Consider the following 19,420-nt stretch of genomic DNA (forward strand, 5'->3'; position numbering starts at 1 on the left):
GCGAGGCGCGGATCGATCGCAACGGGGGGAAAGGCGCGGCGCCGGCCGCGCGGGATTCAGATGGCCGCAGCGGCCGGCACGGTGTCGGCCGGCGCGAGCTCGCGCCAGTCGCGCGTGTCGTCCAGCGTGGCGTTGGCGCGCGCCACCAGCACCTGCATCGCCGCCTGCACGGTCTTGAGCTCCTGCGGCGTGAGCGCGCTGGTCAGTTCCTGCTCGATGGCACGCGCCAGCGGCATCACGCGCTCGTAGGCGTCGGCGCCGGTCTTGGTGAGGCGCAGCACGACCTTGCGGCGGTCCTTGGCATCCACGCGGCGCGAAACCAGCTTCTTGGTCACGAGCAGGTTCAGCGCGCGCGTGATGCTGACCTTGTCCATGGCCGTGCTCTCCGACAGCTCGGTCGCCGACATCGGCGAGAACGCGACCAGGTTGGCGAGCACGCGCCACTCGACCACGCCGATGCCGAGTTCCTCCGAGTACATGCGCGCCAGCATGCCGCTCACGCGGTTCGTGATGACCGAGCACTGGTAGGGCAGCCAGTCGTTCAGGCGCAGGATGCCGTCGGGTTGAACGCTGGCGGCATCGCGGGGCATGGGGGAGGCACTCTCTTTGGACGGCATGGCCGGGGACTTTAGCGCAGGCACGCTGCGCGGCCTCAGTCCGATGCCGAGACCCCGCGCGATGCCTCGCGCCGCAGCTCCCGCAGGAAGCCTTCGCGCGGCTCGGGCAGGTAGCCCGTGAAGAGCGTGCGCCGTACCTCGGCGAAGAGCCCGGCGCGCGCATAGGGCTCGCCGGCCAGGAAGTCGTCGGCCTGCGCGGGGTCGTCGGTGGCCAGCAGCAGGTACATGCCGACCAGCTCGCCGTCGGCCAGCGACGGGCCGCCGTGCAGCACGCGCGCCTGGTTCGCGATCATGTAGTCGAGGTGGACCGCGCGGATCGGCAGACGGTCCTGCGCGCCACCGGGGCGGTAGCGGCAATCGAGGGCGATGGGCATGGCGGGCGCTCCTCGATCAGGCGGTCTTCAGCGCGGGCGGCTGCATCGCGGGCGGCGGTGCATCGTGCGCGGCCAGCAGCGCGGGCAGGTTGCGGCGGTACTCGGCGATGGCGCGCGCCTTCACGTGCCCGTAGCCGCGGATCTTCTCGGGCAGTGCCGCGACCGCCACCGCGCTGCCGATGCGCTCGCTCGTCAGCCCATCGAGCAGACGCCCGACGAGCCCTTCGTACTCGACCACCAGCGCGCGCTCCTCGCGCCGCTCGGCCAGCCAGCCGAAGGGATCGAGCGGCGTGCCGCGCAGGCCGCGCAACGCCGCGAGCGTGCGGAACACCGGCAGCATCCAGGCGCCGAAGCTGCGCTTGAGCACCTTCCCATCCGCACCGCGCTTCTCGAAGATCGGCGGCGCCAGGTGGAATTGCAGCTTGAAGTCGCCCTCGAACTGATCACGCAGGTTCTGCAGGAACTCGGGCCGCGCATGCAGCCGCGCGACTTCGTACTCGTCCTTGTAGGCCATCAGCTTGAACAGCGAACGCGCCACCGCCTCCGCCAGCCGCGGCCGCCGCGCGCCGGGCGCAATGGCGCGCTCGGCGGCCTCCACGCGGCGCACGGTGTCGAGGTAGCGGCGCGCATAGCGCGCGTCCTGGTAGTCGGTGAGGAAACGCACGCGCTCGTCGAGCAGCTTCTCGAAGGACTGCGGCAGGTTCAGCGTGACGACGCTGCCCCGGTCGCCCATCAGCGTCTGGCGCCATTGCGGATCGGCGGCCGTGAGCCGGCCGGCCGCGAAGGCGCGCTTGTTGGCGGCCACGGCCACGCCGTTGAGCTCGATCGCGCGCATCAGCGCCGCCAGGCTCACCGGCACGCCGCCCTGCTGCCAGGCGTGGCCGAGCATCAGCATGTTGGCGCCGATGGCGTCGCCCAGCAGCGCCTTGGCGGTGGCGTTCGCATCGATGCGCTCGACCTGCGCGGCACCCGCGGCGGCCTCGATCTTGGCGAGCAGCGCGTCCTCGCGGTAGGGCAGGTCGGGCTGGCGCGTGAACTCGGCCAGGGTCTGCAGGTGGGTGTTGACCACCACGCGCGTGCGGCCCTCGCCGATCACGCCCAGCACGTCGGGCAGCACGCCCACCACCAGGTCAGCCGCGATCAGGGTGCGCGCGGTGCCCGGCAGCAGGCGCACCGCGTGCAGGCGATCGGGCGTGTCGGCCAGGCGCACGTGGCTCACGACCGAGCCACCCTTCTGCGCGAGCGCGGTGAAGTCGAGCACCGAGATGCCCTTGCCCTCGAGGTGCGCGGCCATCGCGATCAGCGCGCCGAGCGTGATGACGCCGGTGCCGCCGACGCCCGCGATCATCAGGTCGAAGGGCTGCGCGAGCGAAGGCAGCGCGGGCAGCGGCAGCGCGGCCGCGAGCGCCTCGGGGTCCTGCGCGGGCGCGGCCGCCGTGCCCTTGCGCAGGCTGCCGCCGAGCACGCTCACGAAGCTGGGGCAGAAGCCCTCGGCGCACGAAAAGTCCTTGTTGCAGCTCGACTGGTCGATCTGGCGCTTGCGGCCGAACGAGGTCTCGAGCGGCGCGACCGACAGGCAGTTCGACTGCGTGCCGCAGTCGCCGCAGCCTTCGCAGACTTCGGGATTGATGAGCACGCGACGCGCCGGATCGGGATAGCTCTTGCGCTTGCGGCGGCGGCGCTTCTCGGCCGCGCAGGTCTGGTCGTAGACCAGCACGGTGACGCCCGCGATCTCGCGCAGCTCGCGCTGCACCATGTCGAGCTCGCGCCGGTGCCGCACCTGCACGCCCGCGGCCAGCGTCACGCCGTGATAGCGCTGCGGCTCGTCGGTCACCACCACCACCTTGCGGGCACCTTCACTCGCGACCTGGGTGCAGATCTGCGGCACGCTGGTCTGGCCGTCGACGGGCTGGCCGCCTGTCATCGCCACCGCGTCGTTGAACAGGATCTTGTAGGTGATGTTCGCGCCGCCCGCCACCGCCTGCCGGATCGCGAGGTAACCCGAGTGGAAGTAGGTGCCCTCTCCCATGTTCTGGAACACGTGCGGCACGCGCGTGAAGGCGCCGCGCCCGAGCCAGTCGGTGCCCTCGCCGCCCATCTGCGTGAGGCCGCCGGTGCCGCGGTCCATCCAGCTCGCCATGTAGTGGCAGCCCACGCCGGCCTGTGCCTGGCTGCCCTCGGGAACCTTGGTCGAGCTGTTGTGCGGGCAGCCCGAGCAGAAGTACGGCAGCCGCCGCATGCCGTCGGCCTCGTTCGACAGCGCCGCGCGCGCGACGAAGCGCGCGCTGTCGATGCGCGCGGCCAATGGATGGTCGACGGCGCGCAGCCAGGTCAGCAACGCGGCGGCGATGCTCGCGGGCGAGAGCTGGCCGGTCCAGGCCAGCAGCGGATGGCCCTCGAGGTCCTGCTTGCCGCAGACCGTGGGCCGGCGCGCGCGGTTGAACACCCGGTCCTTGAGCTGCTGCTCGACCACCGAAGCCTTCTCCTCGATCACCAGCACATGCGACAGCCCTTCGCAGAAACGGTCGGCGCCCTCGGCATCGAGCGGGAACACCAGGCCCGGCTTGTAGAGCCGCAGGCCGAGCGCCGGCAGGTCGCCGGCGCCAAGGCCGCAGCGCTGCAGCACCTCCATCAGGTCGTGGAAGGACTTGCCGACCGCCACGATGCCGGCCGTGGCGCCGGGCGCCGGCACCACCAGGCGATCGAGCGGATTGCCGCGCGCGAAGGCGCTGAAGGCCTCGAGCTTGGCGGCCAGCCGCAGCTCGACGGCCGGCGTGAGGAAGTCGCTGGTGCGGTATTCGAGCGCGGAGGTGTCGGGCAACCCGGACGGCTCGGGCAATGCGAGCGCCGCGCCCGAGGAGGCCTCGACGGAGCGCGCGCTCTCGACCGTTTCCGAGATCGCCTTGAACGCGACCCAGGTGCTGGCATGGCGCGAGGCAGCCCAGCCCCAGAGGCCGAAGGCCTCGTACTCGTCGACCGAGGCCGGATGCACGATCGGGATGCCCCAGCCCATCAGCGACAGGTCGCTGGCATTGGGGATCGACGAGGACGTGGCCGCATGGTCGTCGCCCACCACCATCAGCACGCCGCCGCGGCGCGAGGTGCCGGCCGCGTTGCCGTGGCGGATCGCATCGCCCGCGCGGTCCACGCCCGGCCCCTTGCCGTACCACATGGCGAACACGCCATCGACCTCCCGCTCGGGGTCCAGGCCGACCTGCTGCGTGCCCATCACCGCGGTGGCGGCCAGGTCCTCGTTGATGGCCGGCAGGAAGCGGATGCCGTGCTCGGCCAGGTCCGACTTGGCGCGCCACAGCTCGGTGTCGACGCCCGCGAGCGGCGAACCGCGGTAGCCGCTCACGTAGCCGGCGGTGTTCCAGCCGCGGGCCTGGTCCTCCTGCTGCTGGCGGAACAGCAGGCGCACCAGCGCCTGCGTGCCGGTGAGGAACACGCGGCCTGCGCGCGCGGTGCGGTTGTCTTCGAGCCGGTAGCCTGTCTCCAGCGCGGGCGCTGCTTCTTCTGTCTGCATGGTGTGGATCCGTCCATCGGGGGAAGATCAAATATTAATCCGTCTGGACAGCATATATAATTGCGATCCATGCGGCGTTGGTGACAACCCGGCATGTTTCATTCCGGAGAACGCCGCCATGGGAAAGACCGATTCGACGCCGCTGTCCGACGCGCCCACGCGCCGCATCCTCGACCTGCTGCAGGCCGACGGCCGCATGACGGTGCAGGCACTGGCCGACGAAGTGGGCCTGTCCTCGGCGCCCTGCTGGCGCCGGCTGCGCGAACTCGAAGACAGCGGCATCATCCGCCGCTTCGTCGCGCTGGTCGACCGCAACAAGGTCGGGCTGCACGGCTGCATGTTCACGCAGATCAGCCTGGAGCGGCATTCCGAAACGGTGGTGGCGGCCTTCGAGCGCGCGGTGCAGGCCACGCCCGAGATCCTCGAATGCTGGGTCACCACTGGCGACGGCGACTACATCCTCAAGATCGTGGTGCCCGACGCGCTGGCCTTCGACCGCTTCCTGCACCGATTCATGCTGAAGCTCGAAGGCATCCGGCAGATCAAGACCTCGGTCGCGCTGCGCGAGGTGAAGAACGACACCCGGCTCGACCTGACGCGGGTGCCGCTCTAGAGGAGAAGATTCAAACGCCGCGTTGCCGCAGCACCTTCCCCGGATTCATGACCCCGCGCGGATCGAGCGCCTGCTTGATCGCCGCCATCACGCGCATCGAGGCGCCGCGCTCGAGTTCGAGGAAGTCGAGCTTGCCGTAGCCGATGCCGTGCTCGCCGGTGCAGGTGCCGCCCATCGCGATGGCGCGGCGCATCAGCCGCGCGTTGAGCGTCTCGGCGCGCGCCATCTCGTCGGCATCGTCGGGATCGACCACCACGCACAGGTGGAAGTTGCCGTCGCCCACGTGGCCGCACATGGGCGCGGTCAGCCCGAGTTCCTCGACGTCGGCGCGCGCCGCCAGCACCGCCTCGCTCAGGCGCGAGATCGGCACGCAGGCATCGGTGGGCATGCCCTGGCAGCCGGGGCGCAGCGCAAGCGCGGCCCACCACACGTCGTGGCGGGCCTGCCAGAGCCGGCTGCGCTCCTCGGGCGTGTCGGCCCAGGCGAAGCCCACGCCGCCCTGCTCGGCCGCGAGCTCCTCGGCCACGCGCACCTGCTGCGCCACGCTCTCGGGCGCGCCGTGGAACTCGAGAAACAGCGTGGGCATGACCGGCAGCCCGAGCTTGGCGTAGCGGTTGCAGGCCTCGACCTGCTGCGCATCGAGGAACTCGATGCGGCCCACCGGCACGCCGGTCTGCATGATCGCGGTGACCGCGTCGATGGCCGCGCGCAGGTCGGGAAAGCCGCAGCGCGCGGCCGCGATCTGTTCGGGCAGCGGATGCAGCCTGAGGCCCACCTCGGTGACGATGCCCAGCGTGCCCTCGGCGCCGGTGAACAGGTGCGTGAGGTCGTAGCCCGCGGCCGACTTGCGCGCGCGCCCGCCGGTGCGCACCACCTCGCCGTCGGGCAGCACCACCTCGAGCGACATCACGCTTTCGCGCATGGTGCCGTAGCGCACGGCGTTGGTGCCCGAGGCGCGCGTCGACACCATGCCGCCGATCGAGGCATCGGCGCCGGGATCGATCGGGAAATGCAGGCCGCTGCCGTGCAGCGCCGCATTGAGCTGCTTGCGCGTCACGCCGGCCTGCACGCGGCAGTCGAAGTCGGCCTCGTGGATCTCGATCACGGCATTCATGCGCGAGAGGTCGATGCAGATGCCGCCATGCAGCGCGGCGATGCCGCCCTCGCACGAGGTGCCGGTGCCGAACGGGATCATCGGCACCGAGGCCGCGTGGCACAGCCGCGCGACCGCGGCCACCTCCTCGGTCGATTCGGCGAACACCACCGCGTCGGGCGCATGCAGCGGATGGAAGGACACGTCCTTGCCGTGCTGGTCGCGCACCGCCTGGCCGGTCGCGCAGCGCTCGCCGAAGCGTTCGCGCAGCTGGTGGATCACGGCGGCGACGGGGCGCTCGCGCGGCGCGAGGGATTCTTCGTTCATCGGGAGTCTCCTTCTTCAGGCCGCCAGCTTCTCGGGCGGCATCGATTCGATAGCGGCCGAGGGCGCCGCGGCCCGCCCCAGGTAACTGTCGGCGACCCGCGCATCGCGCGCGACCTCGGCGGCCGGCCCCTGCAGGCTCACGCGGCCCATCTCGAGCACGTAGGCATGGTCGGCCACCTCGAAGGCGGCACGCGCGTTCTGCTCGACCAGCAGGATCGCCACGCCCTGCGCCTGCAGCCGCCGCACGGTGGCGAAGATGTCGCGCACCACCAGCGGCGCGAGCCCCAGGCTCGGCTCGTCGAGCAGCAGGATGCGCGGGCGCGCCATCAGCGCGCGGCCCAGCGCGAGCATCTGCCGCTCGCCGCCCGAGAGCGTGTGCGCGAGTTGCGCATGCCGCTCGCCCAGGCGCGGGAACAGCGCATACACGCGCTCCATCTCGGCGGCGATCGCGCGCCGGCCCGCGCGGCGCCAGCAGAAAGCGCCGAGCTCGAGGTTGTCGGCCACGCTCATGGTGCCGAACAGGTCGCGCTGCTCGGGCACCAGCGCCAGGCCCATGGCCACGCGGCGCTCGGGCGAGACGAAGCGCAGGTCGGTGCCGTCGAGCCGCACCTCCCCGCTCATCGGCAGCCGGCCCATGAGCGCGGCCAGCAGCGTGGACTTGCCGGCGCCGTTGGGGCCGACCACGGTGACGATGCCCGAGGGCGGCACCGCCACGTCGACCTCGTGCAGCGCCGGGATGCGGCCATGGAACGCGCACAGGGCGCGGGCTTCCAGCGTCATGCCGCGCTCCCCAGGTAGGCCTGCTGCACGCGCGGGTCGTCGCGCACCGCCTGCGCCTCGCCCTCGGCGATCTTCTGGCCGAACTGCATCACGACCAGGCGGTCGGCGATGTCCATGATGAATTCCATGTCGTGGTCCACGATGAGCACGGTCACGCCCTCGCCGCGCAGCTGCTTGAGCAGCGCGGCCAGGGTCTTCTTCTCCTGGTGCCGCAGGCCCGCTGCGGGCTCGTCGAGCAGCAGCAGCTGCGGGCGCGCGCACAGAGCGCGCGCGATCTCCAGGATGCGCTGCTTGCCCAAGGGCAGGCTGGCCGCGGGCGCGTCCGCCAGATCCTCGAGGCCGCAGCGCTGCAACTGCGCCAGCGCCATGGCCTCGATCGCGGCCTCCTCGCGGCGATCGAGCCGCAGCATGGCGCGCAACCAGCCATCGCGCCCGAGCAGGTGGCAGCCGAGCGCCGCGTTGTCGCGCACGCTCATGTCGGCCACCAGCTTCACGTGCTGGAAGGTGCGCGCCACGCCGCGCGCGGCCACGTGGCGCGCGCCGAGCGCGTCGATGCGCTGGCCGCGCAGCGAGATCGCGCCGGCGCTGGCGGGCAGCAGGCCGGTGATCAGGTTGAACAGCGTGCTCTTGCCCGCGCCGTTGGGCCCGAGCAGCGCGACGATCTCGCCGCCGCGCACCTCGAAGGAGACGCGGTTGACCGCGACCAGCCCGCCGAAGCGCTTCTCGGCCCCGTCGACGCGCAGCAGCACCTCGCCCGGCGCGGCGGCTGCGTGCCGCGCGGGCGCGCGCAGCTCGGCCGGAGCGCCGCGCGGCGCGGGCCGCCGCGGCACGGCGGCCGTGAAGCGCGTCCAGCGCGCGAGCAGCGGCCACAGCCCCGCGTTGGCGCGCGCGAGTATGAGCAGCATCAGCACGCCGAACACCGCCATCTCGAAGTTGCCCGAGCGGCCGAGCAGCGCCGGCAGCACGTCCTGCAGCACCTGCTTGAGCACCACCACCACGCCCGCGCCCGCGAGTGCGCCCCACAGCGCGCCCACGCCGCCCATCACCGCCATGAACAGGTACTCGATGCTCATCTGCAGCCCGAAGGGCGTGGGATTGAGGAAGCGCTGCATGTAGACGTAGAGCCAGCCCGCCATGCCGGCCAGGCCCGCGGCGGTGCAGAACACCGCGACCTTGAGCCGGAACGCATGCGCGCCGAAGGCCTCGGGCAGGTCGGCGCCGGCGCGCAGCGCGCGCACCGCGCGGCCCAGCCGCGAATCGAGCAGGTTGCGCACCAGCCAGAAGGCCAGCGCGAAGCCCAGCGCGATCAGGCAGAACATCGAGCGCTCGGACGCGAAGTCGAAGCCGAACAGGTTCAGCGCGGGAATGCCCGCGAGGCCGTTGAAACCGCCCAGCGGCTCGATGATGCCCAGCCCGTAGTACACGACCACGCCCCAGGCCAGCGTGGCCAGCGACAGGTAATGACCGCCCATCGAGAGCGTGAGCGCGCCGATGCCCGCGGCCGACAGCGTGGCGAGCGCGACGCCGGCCAGAAGCGTCGCCCAGCCCGGCACGCCGTGCGCCACCGCCAGGTAGCCGGCCGCGTAGGCGCCGATGCCGACGAAGGCCGCCTGGCCGAAGGAGATCAGGCCCGCGAAGCCGGTCATCAAGGTGAGCCCGAGCGCCACCGTGGCGTAGAGCAGCACGAAGCTCGCGAGCGTCACGTAGTAGCTCGAGGCGAACAGCGCCAAGCCGGCCGCGGCCATCACGGCGACGGCCGCGAGCATCCAGGAACGAAAGCTCATGAAGCCTCCTGCGAATGCGGGTCGGCCAGCGAACGCCACAAGAGCAGCGGCACGATCAATGCGAACACGATGATCTCCTTGGCGGCGCTCGCGCCGTAGGACGAGAAGGCCTCGAGCAGGCCCACCACGAGCGAGCCCGCGGCGGCGAGGACGTAGCCCGAGAGCCCGCCGACGATCGCGCCGACGAAGCCCTTGAGCGCGAGCAGGAAGCCCGAGTCGTAGTAGATGGTGGTGAACGGGCCGATCAGCACGCCCGAGACCGCGCCGATGAAGGCGGCGATGGTCAGCGCCAGTTCGCCCGAGTGGTCGGGCGAGATGCCGACCAGCCGCGCGCCGTCGCGGCACACGGCGGTGGCGCGCAGCGCCTTGCCGCTCAGCGTATGGCCGAAGAAGGCGAAGAACACGGCCACGAGCACGGCGCTCGCCGCCACCACCGCCAGCGTCTGCGGCGCCACCGGCAGTCCCGCGAGCAGGCCGGCCGGCAGTTCGAAGCCCGGCAGCCGCGAGCCCTCGGGCCCGAACACGTACAGGCCCAGCGCCACCAGCACGAAGTGCAGTGCGATCGCCGCCACCAGCAGCACCAGCGGCGAGGCATTGCCCATCGGCCGAAACACGGTGCGGTAGATCAGCGGCCCCATCGCCGTGACCAGCGCCACCGCCGCGGCCGTCTGCATCCAGGCCGGCGAGCGCGCATCGACGCCGAACCAGGCGAAGGCGCAGGCCGCCAGCGGCAGCGCGCCGAGCAGCGCGAGCCGGCCGCCCAGCCCCGCGAGGTTGCGCTGCCGCAGGCGCTCGGCGGTTTCCATGCCGCAGGCCAGCAGGGCCACCGCCGCCACCGGCACCGCCAGCCCCGGCGCCTGGCCCTGCTGGAAGGCCGCGATGGTCAGCACGCTGGCGCTGACGAATTCGCCCTGCGGGACGAACACGATGCGCGTGACGGTGAAGACCATCACGAGCGCCAGCGCCAGCAGCACGTAGACCGCGCCGCTCGCGAGGCCGTCCTGCACCAGCAGGCCGAAGATCTGCATGTCCATGATCTGTAGGGTCCGCCGCGCGTCAGGGGATGTACTTCCAGCTGCCCTTCTCGATGCGCACCATCACCCGGCTGCGCTGGTCCAGGCCGATGTGGTCCTTGGGCCCGAGGCTGTAGACGCCGTTGGTGGCATGCAGGTCCTGCGTGGACTCGATCGCGTCGCGCAGCGCCTTGCGGAACTCGGGCGTGCCGGGCTTCGCGCCCTTGAGCGCGCGCGGCGCCGCGTCCTGCAGGATCAACGCCGCATCCCAGAGGTAGGCGGCGAAGGTGGAGCGGTGGCCCGCGTTGGGCAGCGCCTCGTACTTGCGGATGAATTCGAGCGAAGGCTTCTTCGCCGGATGGCTGTCGGGCAGCTGCTCGGCCACCAGCACCGGGCCGGCCGGCACGAAGGTGCCCTCGAGCTTGGCGCCACCCACGCGCAGGAAGTCGTTGTTCGCCACGCCATGGGTCTGGTAGACCTTGCCGCGGTAGCCGCGGTCGAACAGCGTGGCCTGCGGCAGCACCGCGGGCGTGCCCGAGGCCGCGATGAACACCGCGTCGGGCTGCGAGGCCAGCAGCTTGAGCACCTGCCCGGTGACCGAGGCATCGGTGCGCGTGTAGCGCTCGTTGGCCACCACCTCGATCTTGCGCAGCTCGGCGAGCTTGCCGAACTCGCGCCACCAGCCTTCGCCGTAGGCGTCGTTGAAGCCGATGAAGGCCACGCGCTTCACGCCGTTGTCGGCCATGTGCTGGATGATCGCGGTCGCCATGTGGGTGTCGCTCTGCGGCGTCTTGAAGGCCCAGCGCTTGCGGTCGTCCACCGGCTCGACGATGGCGCCCGAGCCCGCGAGGCTGATCATCGGCGTGCCGCTCTCCACCAGCACGTCGAGCACGGCCAGCGAGTTGGGCGTGAGGCTCGGCCCGATCAGCAGGTCGATCGCCGACTCGGAGATCAGCTTGCGCACGTTCTTGACCGTGGTCGAGGTGTCGGACGCGTCGTCGAGCAGGATGTAGTTGACCTTCTCGCCGCCCGCGGTGGCGGGCAGCACCGACACCGTGCGCTGCTGGGTCACGCCCACCGAGGCCGCGGGCCCGGTGGCCGAGACCACCACGCCCACGTTGATGTCGGCCCGCGCGCCCGAAAGCGCCGCGAAGCACAGTGCCGCGCCGAAGGCGGCGGCCCGGAAGCGGGCCTTTGCAATCTCGATCATCGTTGTCTCCTTTTATGTGTCTGTCGTACCGGGAAAAGAATCGAAGGCTCGCTAGGTCTGCGCCACGGGCGTGAAGCTGTCGGCGGAGATCGCCGCGCTCTCCATGCCCAGCGCGAGGCAGGTGTCGGAACAGGCGGCGACGAAGCCCGGCGAGCCGCCGATCACCGCGCGGGCGCCGGCCAGCGAACCGTGGTTCTCACGCAGCCACGAGGGCGCGTACTGCTGCTTCGTGCAGAAGCGGCTGCGCGCCTCGGTCACCAGCAGCGCATAGCGGAAGTTCGGATGCGCGCGGGCCAGCCCCGCGAGGCGGTCCATCAGCATCAGCTCGGCGTCGTCGCGCACCGAGAACAGCAGCGTCATCGGGCTCGTGTCGCCGTGCGCGAGCGCGTCCTCCATGATCGAGAGCACGGGCGCCAGGCCGGTGCCGCCCGCGAGGCCGAGCACCGGGCCCTCGCCCTCGGGCAGCCGGCAGGTGCCGTAGGGCCCGGTCACGCCGACGCTGTCGCCGGGCTGCAGCAGGTCGTGGATGTGGCCGCTGGCCGCGCCGCCCGGATGGCGCGCCACCAGCAGCTCGATCAGCCCAGCGCCCGAAGGCACGGTCGCGAGGCTGTAGCGCCGGTGCGGCGACAGGCCCGGCAGCGCGAGCTCGACATAGGCACCGGCCGGCGCCTCGAAGCGCAGCGGCTCGCTCGCCTGCAGCACCAGCCGCCGCACGCGCGGCGTGAGCGGGGTGTTGCACAGCACGCGCGCCTCGAAGTTCTGCACGGCCGAGCCCTCGCCGCCCGGGATCGGCTGCACGGTGCGCAGATGCACCTCGGCGCTCAGCGGCCGCGCCTGGCACATCAGGCAGAAGCCCTCGGCGATCTCCTGGTCGGAGATCGCGAGGCCCAGCGACCAGCCGTTGTCGACCGTGCCCTGCGTGACGCGCGCCTTGCACATGCCGCAGGAGGCGCCGCGGCACTGGTGCGGCAGCACCACGCCCTGCGACAGCGCGGCGTCCAGGATGATCTCTCCCTCGGGGACGCCGAAGCGCAGGACCTCGTTGACGAGGATCGTTCGGCTCATGTTCATCGATGTCATGCGGCCTAGAAGATCGGGATCACCTTCTCGGGATCGAACACCACCTCCTTGCCCTCGATGCCGACTTCGGGCAGCGCGGGGAAATCGATGCCGTAGGGATCGAGGTTGGCCTTCATGCGCAGCACGGCCGTCTTCCAGTTGGCCTTGCGCTCGTCGAGCGTGAGGATGCCCAGGCCGGCGCTGCGCGCGACCTCGTCGATCTGGCGCTGCGCGGGAATGAAGGTGGGCGGCAGCTTCCAGAACTGCTCGGGCGGCTCGTGCAGGATGCCCGAGAGGAACACGAAGCCCGCGCGCAGCTGGATGCTGATCATCTGCTTGTCGTCCTCGGTGAGCACCGGCAGCAGCTTCTGCAGCACCGCGAGGCAGATGCCCAGGTGGCGGCCCTCGTCCTGGCCGATGCGCTTGAAGGCCTCCTTGAACACCGGGATGGTGGTGCGCTGGTACATGCCGTGGAACAGCGTGCTCGAGGCCACCTCGCCGAACAGGAAGGAGGTGAACAGGATCGCGAGCGGGTACTTGTCGACCCCGTTCTTGAAGCCGGTCCAGTAGCGCGAGCCGTTGTAGTAGAGCCACTCGATGTTGTTGCGCGCGAGATGCCCGAGCGGCGTCTCGGGCACGTAACCCAGCGGGCCGCCGGGCGTGAGGCGCTTGATGGCGCGGCCGCACACTTCCTCGTGGTTCATCTCGTCGCGCACGACCGAGAAGAAGCACTTGCGCACCGGGTCCTCTTCCTTGCTCTCGTAGGTGTGGATCATGGCGCGCGCGAACACCGACGGCCCCGAGCCGTCGAACACCGCGAGCAGCGAGAACCAGTAGGCCATGGCGTAGCGCTGGTCGAGGCTGTAGTCCTCCACGCGCAGGGTGTCCCAGGGCAGGGTGTGCGGCGACCAGCCCGGATCGCGCGCGGCGTCGTAGATGTCGTAGAGCTTGGGTGTCTCCACATGCCACTCGAGCGGGAAGATGTTGGGCCCGTCGATGCCGGGCGCGGCCTCGATCTCGGCCAGCAGGGTCTGCGGATCGGGCATGGCGAGCACCTGCTCGGGCGGCGAGGTCAGCGCACGCGCGAGCGCGGCGGCGTCCTGGGCGTTGTCCTGGTGGGTGGGGGACGGGTTCATCGGGAATCTCTCCTTGTCATGTGTTCGGATGGGAGGGGTGGCGGACAATTGATTCACCTTCCAGACGGCATATCAATTGGCCAAGGAAGAGCGCGCGTGCGGAATCGCGCCCGCGCGGGTGGCTTCGGCGAGTTCGGCCTCGCCGAGGCCGGCGGCGCGCAGCACCTCGAGGCTGTGCGCGCCGAAGGCCGGCGCAGCGGTGCGGTAGCTGGCCGGCGTGCGCGACAGCGACACGGCCGAGGCCACGCCCATCTGGCCGCCGGCCTCGACGAAGCGCTCCCGGTGCAGCGCATGCGGATGCGCGCGCACGCCGCCGACGTCGAGCACCGGGCCGCAGGGCACGCCCGCGCGCATCAGTTCCTGCGCGATGGCCTCGCCGTCGCGCGTGGCCAGCAGCGCCTCGATCTCGGCCTTGAGCGCCGCCGCGTTCGCGAGCCGCTCGCTGTTGTGCGCGAAGCGCGGATCGTCGGCGAGTTCGGCGCGGCCCAGCAGCGCGACCAGGCGGCGGAACTGGCCGTCGTTGCCCACGGCGATGAACACGCCGCAACTGCGCGTGGCGAAGGCATCGTAGGGACAGATGTTGGGATGCGCGTTGCCGCTGCGCCCCGCGACACGGCCCGACAGGAAGTGGTTGGGCAGGTGCGGATGCATCAGCGAGACGCCGGTGTCGAACAGCGTGGCCTCGACCGACTGGCCCCGGCCCGACAGCTCGCGCTCGCGCAGCGCCATCAGGATGCCGATGACCGCGTGCAGCCCGGTCGCGATGTCGATCACCGGGATGCCCATGCGCAGCGGCGCGCCGCCGCGTTCGCCGTTGACCGACATCAGCCCGGTCATGGCCTGCGCGACCGCGTCGTAGCCCGGCAGGCCGCCCAGCGGTCCGTCGGCGCCGAAGCCGCTGACGCGGCAATGCACCAGGCGCGGGAAGCGTTCGCGCAGGAAGTCCTCGTAGCCGATGCCCCAGCGCTCGAGCGTGCCGGGCTTGAAGTTCTCGACCAGCACGTCGGCGTCCGCCAGCAGGCGCAGCAGCAGCGCGCGACCCTCGGGCAGCGAGAGGTCGAGCGCGACGCCCTGCTTGTTGCGGTTGACGCCGAGGAAGTACGAGGCCGCGCCGTCGAGAAAGGGCGGGCCCCAGTCGCGCGTCTCGTCGCCCTGCGGCGGCTCGATCTTGATCACCTGCGCGCCATGGTCGGCCAGCATCTGGGTGCAGAAGGGACCGCCGAGCACGCGCGAGAGGTCGATCACGCGCAGGCCGGCCAGCGCGCCCGGCGTGGTTTGCGTCGTGTGCGTCATGCCGGGCTGGCCTCCACGGCGCTGCGCCGCAGCACGCGCGTGGCCTTGGCCTCGTAGCGCGGCAGCGCGCCCTCGTCGTGGCAGCGCACCTCGCACGTGAGGCCCAGCCGGGCCTTGAGCCGCGCGCGCACCTCGCGCGCCAGGTCGTCGCCCGTGCAGGCCGTGCCGGGCACGCGCTCCACGGCCACCTCCATGTGGTCGAGCACGCTGCGCTCGCTGTCGATGTAGATCTGCCAGGCATCCTTGGCCAGGCCTTCGACACCTGCGATCACGTCCTCGATCTGCGAGGGATAGACCAGCACGCCGCGCACCTTGAGCATGTCGTCCGAGCGGCCGATGATGCGGCCGATGCGCGCATAGGCATGGCGGCCGCAGGCGCAGCGGTAGGGCTGGGCCGAGCGGCGCACCAGGTCGCGCGTGCGCCAGCGCAGCACCGGCGAGGCCTCCTTGTCGAGCGTGGTGAAGACGACCTCACCGACCTCGCCCGGCGCCACCGGGCGCAGGGTCTGCGGGTCGAGGATCTCGCTGAGCACGCTGTCGTCGTTGACCAGGTGCATCTCGTCGTCGCCGTGCGAATGCGGGCAGGAGACGCCGAGCACCGGTCCGCCGGCCTCGGTGGTGCCGTAGATGTTGTGCGCCAGGAAGCCCTCGGGCATCAGCGCCTCCATCTCGCTGCGGAAGGTGGCCGACACCGACTGGCCGCCGAACAGCCCCACGCGCAGCGCCCAGTCGCGGCGCGGGTCGATGCCGGCCTTGCGCGCCTGCTGGATCAGCGTCATCAGCCACAGCGGCGACATGGTCGTGACCGTGTGGCGATGGTCGCGCAGCCACTGCACCATCAGCTCGCCGCGGCCCGGGCCGACGGGGAAATTGACCGCGCCATAGGCCTTGAGCGCCTCGTCCATCGAGCTGCCGCCGATCCACAGGCCATAGCCATAGCCCTGGTAGACGCGGTCCCCCGCGCGCACGCCCACGGTGCGGTAGATGCGCGCGAGCTGGCGCACCAGCGTGTCTTCCCAATCCTTCCGGGTGAAGCCGAACAGCACCGGCAGGCCCGTGGTGCCCGAAGTCGCGCAGAAGCGCACCACCTGTTCGAGCGGCACCGTGAGCAGCGGGTACGGGTAGAGCGCGCGCAGATGGCTCTTCTCGAGCAGCGGCAGCGCCTGCAGCGCGGCACGGTCCTTCAGGTCGAGCGGCGAGGCGCCGGCCGCCGCGAAATGCGCCTGCCACTGCGGCGAGTGCGCGAGCCGGCGGCCGAGCGCGGCGAGCTTGGCGTCCTGGCGCGCCTGCAGTTCGTCGAGCGACAGGAAATCGTCGGCGGCATCGGCCGCGGCCTGCGCATTGCGGGATTCGGTCATGGGGCGTCTCCTTTGTTCTTGGCTGCAGTCCGCGCTTCAGGCGGCGAGGTAGCGGCGCGTCTGCAGCACGCGAAAGCGCGGCAGCACGAAGGCGGTGTCGCACAGCGCGGCGTTGCCGGCGGCGTTGTGGCCGCTCACGTGCAGGTCGCTGAAGGCGGCCGACTGGTTCACCAGCACCGGGCCGGTCATGTCGAGCGTGAGGTGCACGCCGGCATCGGCGGCTGCGTTCTTCGCGCGGCGCACGAAGGCCTCGTCGCGTGAGTACACCGACCAGGTGATCGCACCGCGCGAGCGCGTGACTTCGTGCGCGTGCCGCAGCGCCGCGTCGGCGTCCTCTGTCACGATCAGCAGGCCGATCGGGCCGAAGTGCTCGCGCGCGATGGTGTCGATGGCTTCGGGTGACACGGCGTAGAGGGCCGGCGTGCGCAGCACCGCATCGGGCAGATCGGGATGCGCGAGCCGACGCGAGGCGAACACCGGTTCGCCGAGCGATGCCGCTTCGACGGCGCGCGCCTCGGTGGCATCGCTCTGGATCGCGCCCAGCAATTCGATGGCGCGCACCGGATCGGCGACCAGCTTGGCCACCGCCGCGGCGAGGTCGGCCTTGAAATCCTCGACCGTCTTCGCCGTGCCGTCCTGCAGCCGGATGCCCGCGCGCGGCAGGTAGATGCTCTGCGGCGTGGTGCACATCTGGGCGCTGTAGAGGCTCAGCGTGAGCGCGAGGTTGCGCACCAGCCCGGCGTAGTCATCGGTGCTCTCGATCAGCACCGCGTTGACGCCCGCCTTCTCGGTGAAGACATGGGCCTGGCGCGCGTGGCTTTCGAGCCAGTCGCCGAACTCGGGGCCGCCCGTGAAGTCGATCAGCTTCACGCGCGCATCGAGCGCGAGCGCCTTGGTCTTGGGCGCGGCGCGCGTGTCGACCAGCAGTTGCACCACGTCGGCGTCGAGGCCCAGGCCCGCGAGCACCGTGCGCGCCGTGTCGACGCACAGCGCGAGCGGCAGCACGGCCGTGGGATGCGGCTTCACGATCACCGGGTTGCCCGTGACCAAGCTCGCGAACAGGCCCGGGTAGGAGTTCCAGGTCGGGAAGGTGGCGCAGCCGATCACGGCCGCGATGCCGCGCGGCAGGATCTCGAAAGTCTTCTCCACGCGCAGCGGCCGGCGCGCGTCGGGCTTCTCCCAGAGCACGCGCGCCGGGTAGGCGCCCATCTCGCGCACGGCGATGGCCACGGCCTCGAGCGCGCGGTCCAGCGCATGCGCGGTGCCGGCCTGGAAGGCCATCGCGAACGGCTGGCCGCAGGCATGCATGCAGGCGAAGGCCATCTCGAAGGCGCGCTGCTGCAGCGCATCGAGGATCTCGAGCGCCACCGCGGCGCGCTCGGCCGGGTCCAGCGCGGCCCAGGCCGGTGCCGCGGCCTCGGCGCGCGCGAGCACGGCATCGACCGGCTCGTCGTCATAGGCGGTGTCGAAGGGCACGCCGAAGGCGCTGCGTTCCTCGCCGCGGATCGCGCCGTCGCGCCGCGTCCAGGCCGCGCGCACGGTGGCCTCGCCGGCTTCGCGCGAGCCGTCGGCGTGGATGGGATGCGTCGGATCCTCGGGATAGGCGCTGTGGTAGCCGCGGCGGGCCACGGCGGCGATCGCATCGGCCAGGCGGCCGGCGTGTTTCAGTTGCAGGTCTTGGAGGGTCATGGTGGGTTCAGAGCGTGGCGGCGGTGCCGAAGATCGCGGTGCATTGGCTCGACATGTAGCCGCCCGGCGCATGGGCCAGCGCGAGTTCGGCGCCGGCCACCTGGCGCGCGCCGGCGTCGCCGCGCAGCTGCACCACCGACTCGATCGCGGTGTAGATGCCGAACATGCCGGGGTGGCCGAGCGAGAGGCCGCCGCCGCTGGTGTTCATCGGGAAGTCGCCGCCCGGCGAGGCGCGGCCGCCATCGAGGAAGGCGCCGCCCTCGCCCTTGGCGCAGAAGCCCGTGTCCTCCGCGAAGACGATCGGCATGATCGTGAAGGCGTCGTAGAACTGCACCACGTCGATGTCCTTCGGGCCCACGCCGGCCTGCGCATAGGCGGTGGCCGACGACACGCTGGCCGCGGTGCGCACCAGGTCCGGCATCTGCGCGATGCTGCGGTGCGTGGCGGCCTCGCCCACGCCGAGCAGGTAGACCGGCTTGCGCCGCAGTTGCGCGGCGCGCTCGGCCGAGACCACGACCAGCGCACCGCCGCCGTCGGTCACGAGGCAGCAGTCGCGCACGGTGAAGGGATGCGCCACCGGCCGCGCCGCGATCACGTCCTCAATGCTCAGCGGCCCGGGGTCGGGCGCCTCAGTGTCGAGCCGCGCCCAGTCGCGCGCGCTCACCGCCACCTGCGCGAGCTGTTCGCGCGTGGTGCCGAACTCGTGCATATGGCGCTGCGCGACCATCGCATAGGCCGCGAGCGGACCCGGGTAGCCGTAGGGCACTTCGTAGGGGTTGGGCTCGGAATGGGTCGCGAACTGCCCGCCCGCCGATTTCTGCGTGCTGCCGTAGGCGATCAGCGCCACCGAGCACAGGCCGGCCGCGATCGCCGCGCGCGCATGGTTGAGGTGCGCGAGGAAGGCGCCGCCGCCGACCTGGGTCGAATCGGTGTAGCGCGGGCGCAGGCCCAGGTATTCGCACAGGCTCAGCGTCGGCATGAACAGCTGCAGCCCGGCCGCGAACACGCCGTCGACATCGGCCAGCGAGAGGCCCGCATCGTCGAGCGCGCGCACCGAGGCCAGCGCCATCGCATCGAGCGGCGAGGACAGGGCCGGCATCGTCGCGAAGCCGGTGCTGCCGATGCCGGCGATCGCGGCCGCGCCGCGCAGATTCGTCGCCGTCATGCGAGCGCTCCGAACACCACGCGGTGCGCGTCGTTCCAGGGCTCGATGCGCGCGGCCACGCGCAGGCCGATGCGCAGCGCGCCGGGCGCCGCATCGACCACCGTGGCCATCATGCGAAAGCCTTCGTCGAGATCGACCAACGCGATGTTGAAGGCGCCATCGCGCCGCTGCACCTCGGTGCAGGCGTGGACCGTGCCCTCGCCGCGGCTGGTGCGCCATTCGAGTTCGCCCGGTCGTCCACCCGGACCCACGGCCTGGGGCGGAAACACCGCGCGGCCCGCGCCATGGTCGAACTGATAGACCAGCCGGCCTTCGGCCAACGCGGCGAGGAACCGGGCGCGCGGCGAACGTGCAGCATCGGGAGCTTGGGTCATGTCCATCGC

At 71.6% G+C, this 19,420-nt stretch carries 16 protein-coding genes; 1 reads left to right on the top strand and 15 read right to left on the bottom strand.

The annotated features are described in order from the left end of the window. Positions 1–56 precede the first annotated feature (56 nt). From AC1HIL_RS35175 to AC1HIL_RS35185, 3 genes are all read right to left on the bottom strand, one after another. Positions 57–590 carry a MarR family winged helix-turn-helix transcriptional regulator gene (locus tag AC1HIL_RS35175; RefSeq protein ID WP_479668957.1) on the bottom strand — a complete coding sequence of 178 codons (534 nt, stop codon included), beginning with the start codon at positions 588–590 and terminating at the stop codon, positions 57–59. Positions 591–652: 62 nt separating this feature from the next. Then, positions 653–991, bottom strand: coding sequence for a YciI family protein (locus tag AC1HIL_RS35180; protein ID WP_261216281.1), 339 nt, complete (start codon positions 989–991; stop codon positions 653–655). Between the two features lie 16 nt (positions 992–1,007). Then, entirely contained in the window at positions 1,008–4,517 is a 3,510-nt protein-coding gene (locus AC1HIL_RS35185; protein WP_479668956.1) for an indolepyruvate ferredoxin oxidoreductase family protein, read from the bottom strand. A gap of 118 nt (positions 4,518–4,635) precedes the next feature. Between AC1HIL_RS35185 and AC1HIL_RS35190 the strand changes: the two genes are divergently transcribed. Next, positions 4,636–5,130, top strand: coding sequence for an Lrp/AsnC family transcriptional regulator (locus AC1HIL_RS35190; RefSeq protein WP_057589770.1), 495 nt, complete (start codon positions 4,636–4,638; stop codon positions 5,128–5,130). 10 nt (positions 5,131–5,140) lie between these two features. Here the strand turns inward: AC1HIL_RS35190 and AC1HIL_RS35195 are convergent, their stop codons facing one another. The 12 genes from AC1HIL_RS35195 to AC1HIL_RS35250 all read right to left on the bottom strand — a co-directional run bounded on the left by AC1HIL_RS35195 (position 5,141) and on the right by AC1HIL_RS35250 (position 19,411). After that, positions 5,141–6,550, bottom strand: coding sequence for an FAD-binding oxidoreductase (locus AC1HIL_RS35195; protein ID WP_422099411.1), 1,410 nt, complete (start codon positions 6,548–6,550; stop codon positions 5,141–5,143). Positions 6,551–6,565: 15 nt separating this feature from the next. After that, positions 6,566–7,330 carry an ABC transporter ATP-binding protein gene (locus AC1HIL_RS35200; protein WP_422099412.1) on the bottom strand — a complete coding sequence of 255 codons (765 nt, stop codon included), beginning with the start codon at positions 7,328–7,330 and terminating at the stop codon, positions 6,566–6,568. Continuing rightward, positions 7,327–9,114, bottom strand: a complete 1,788-nt coding sequence (locus AC1HIL_RS35205) for a branched-chain amino acid ABC transporter ATP-binding protein/permease (RefSeq protein ID WP_479668955.1) — start codon at positions 9,112–9,114, stop codon at positions 7,327–7,329. The genes AC1HIL_RS35200 and AC1HIL_RS35205 overlap by 4 nt, the downstream gene beginning before the upstream one ends. Continuing rightward, positions 9,111–10,148 (bottom strand): branched-chain amino acid ABC transporter permease, encoded by a 1,038-nt coding sequence (locus AC1HIL_RS35210; RefSeq protein WP_422099414.1) that lies wholly within the window; start codon positions 10,146–10,148, stop codon positions 9,111–9,113. Before AC1HIL_RS35210 ends, AC1HIL_RS35205 begins: the two co-directional genes overlap by 4 nt. A gap of 22 nt (positions 10,149–10,170) precedes the next feature. Then, positions 10,171–11,337: an ABC transporter substrate-binding protein gene (locus AC1HIL_RS35215; RefSeq protein WP_479668954.1), complete on the bottom strand. Its 1,167-nt coding sequence runs from the start codon at positions 11,335–11,337 to the stop codon at positions 10,171–10,173. 51 nt (positions 11,338–11,388) lie between these two features. Continuing rightward, positions 11,389–12,402 carry a 2Fe-2S iron-sulfur cluster-binding protein gene (locus tag AC1HIL_RS35220; protein ID WP_479668953.1) on the bottom strand — a complete coding sequence of 338 codons (1,014 nt, stop codon included), beginning with the start codon at positions 12,400–12,402 and terminating at the stop codon, positions 11,389–11,391. A gap of 20 nt (positions 12,403–12,422) precedes the next feature. After that, positions 12,423–13,532, bottom strand: a complete 1,110-nt coding sequence (locus AC1HIL_RS35225; RefSeq protein WP_479668952.1) for a hypothetical protein — start codon at positions 13,530–13,532, stop codon at positions 12,423–12,425. Between the two features lie 72 nt (positions 13,533–13,604). Continuing rightward, entirely contained in the window at positions 13,605–14,825 is a 1,221-nt protein-coding gene (locus AC1HIL_RS35230; protein ID WP_479668951.1) for a CaiB/BaiF CoA transferase family protein, read from the bottom strand. Continuing rightward, positions 14,822–16,183 (bottom strand): phenylacetate--CoA ligase family protein, encoded by a 1,362-nt coding sequence (locus AC1HIL_RS35235; protein WP_479668950.1) that lies wholly within the window; start codon positions 16,181–16,183, stop codon positions 14,822–14,824. Before AC1HIL_RS35235 ends, AC1HIL_RS35230 begins: the two co-directional genes overlap by 4 nt. A 36-nt stretch (positions 16,184–16,219) precedes the next feature. Further along, positions 16,220–17,872, bottom strand: a complete 1,653-nt coding sequence (paaN, locus tag AC1HIL_RS35240; RefSeq protein ID WP_479668949.1) for a phenylacetic acid degradation protein PaaN — start codon at positions 17,870–17,872, stop codon at positions 16,220–16,222. A 7-nt stretch (positions 17,873–17,879) separates the two neighbouring features. Continuing rightward, positions 17,880–19,037 carry an acetyl-CoA acetyltransferase gene (locus AC1HIL_RS35245; protein ID WP_479668948.1) on the bottom strand — a complete coding sequence of 386 codons (1,158 nt, stop codon included), beginning with the start codon at positions 19,035–19,037 and terminating at the stop codon, positions 17,880–17,882. Then, on the bottom strand, positions 19,034–19,411 hold the full coding sequence (locus AC1HIL_RS35250) for a Zn-ribbon domain-containing OB-fold protein (RefSeq protein ID WP_479668947.1): 378 nt from the start codon (positions 19,409–19,411) through the stop codon (positions 19,034–19,036). Before AC1HIL_RS35250 ends, AC1HIL_RS35245 begins: the two co-directional genes overlap by 4 nt. Positions 19,412–19,420: the final 9 nt, after the last annotated feature.

This window comes from Variovorax sp. ISS6 (assembly GCF_056523145.1).

Bases quoted from the DNA above. Each gene is read 5' to 3' on its own strand.
- AC1HIL_RS35175 (WP_479668957.1), bottom strand. From the start codon at position 590: ATGCCCCGCGATGCCGCCAGCGTTCAACCCGACGGCATCCTGCGCCTG.
- AC1HIL_RS35180 (WP_261216281.1), bottom strand. From the start codon at position 991: ATGCCCATCGCCCTCGATTGCCGCTACCGCCCCGGTGGCGCGCAGGAC.
- AC1HIL_RS35185 (WP_479668956.1), bottom strand. From the start codon at position 4,517: ATGCAGACAGAAGAAGCAGCGCCCGCGCTGGAGACAGGCTACCGGCTC.
- AC1HIL_RS35190 (WP_057589770.1), top strand. From the start codon at position 4,636: ATGGGAAAGACCGATTCGACGCCGCTGTCCGACGCGCCCACGCGCCGC.
- AC1HIL_RS35195 (WP_422099411.1), bottom strand. From the start codon at position 6,550: ATGAACGAAGAATCCCTCGCGCCGCGCGAGCGCCCCGTCGCCGCCGTG.
- AC1HIL_RS35200 (WP_422099412.1), bottom strand. From the start codon at position 7,330: ATGACGCTGGAAGCCCGCGCCCTGTGCGCGTTCCATGGCCGCATCCCG.
- AC1HIL_RS35205 (WP_479668955.1), bottom strand. From the start codon at position 9,114: ATGAGCTTTCGTTCCTGGATGCTCGCGGCCGTCGCCGTGATGGCCGCG.
- AC1HIL_RS35210 (WP_422099414.1), bottom strand. From the start codon at position 10,148: ATGGACATGCAGATCTTCGGCCTGCTGGTGCAGGACGGCCTCGCGAGC.
- AC1HIL_RS35215 (WP_479668954.1), bottom strand. From the start codon at position 11,337: ATGATCGAGATTGCAAAGGCCCGCTTCCGGGCCGCCGCCTTCGGCGCG.
- AC1HIL_RS35220 (WP_479668953.1), bottom strand. From the start codon at position 12,402: ATGAGCCGAACGATCCTCGTCAACGAGGTCCTGCGCTTCGGCGTCCCC.
- AC1HIL_RS35225 (WP_479668952.1), bottom strand. From the start codon at position 13,532: ATGAACCCGTCCCCCACCCACCAGGACAACGCCCAGGACGCCGCCGCG.
- AC1HIL_RS35230 (WP_479668951.1), bottom strand. From the start codon at position 14,825: ATGACGCACACGACGCAAACCACGCCGGGCGCGCTGGCCGGCCTGCGC.
- AC1HIL_RS35235 (WP_479668950.1), bottom strand. From the start codon at position 16,183: ATGACCGAATCCCGCAATGCGCAGGCCGCGGCCGATGCCGCCGACGAT.
- paaN (WP_479668949.1), bottom strand. From the start codon at position 17,872: ATGACCCTCCAAGACCTGCAACTGAAACACGCCGGCCGCCTGGCCGAT.
- AC1HIL_RS35245 (WP_479668948.1), bottom strand. From the start codon at position 19,037: ATGACGGCGACGAATCTGCGCGGCGCGGCCGCGATCGCCGGCATCGGC.
- AC1HIL_RS35250 (WP_479668947.1), bottom strand. From the start codon at position 19,411: ATGACCCAAGCTCCCGATGCTGCACGTTCGCCGCGCGCCCGGTTCCTC.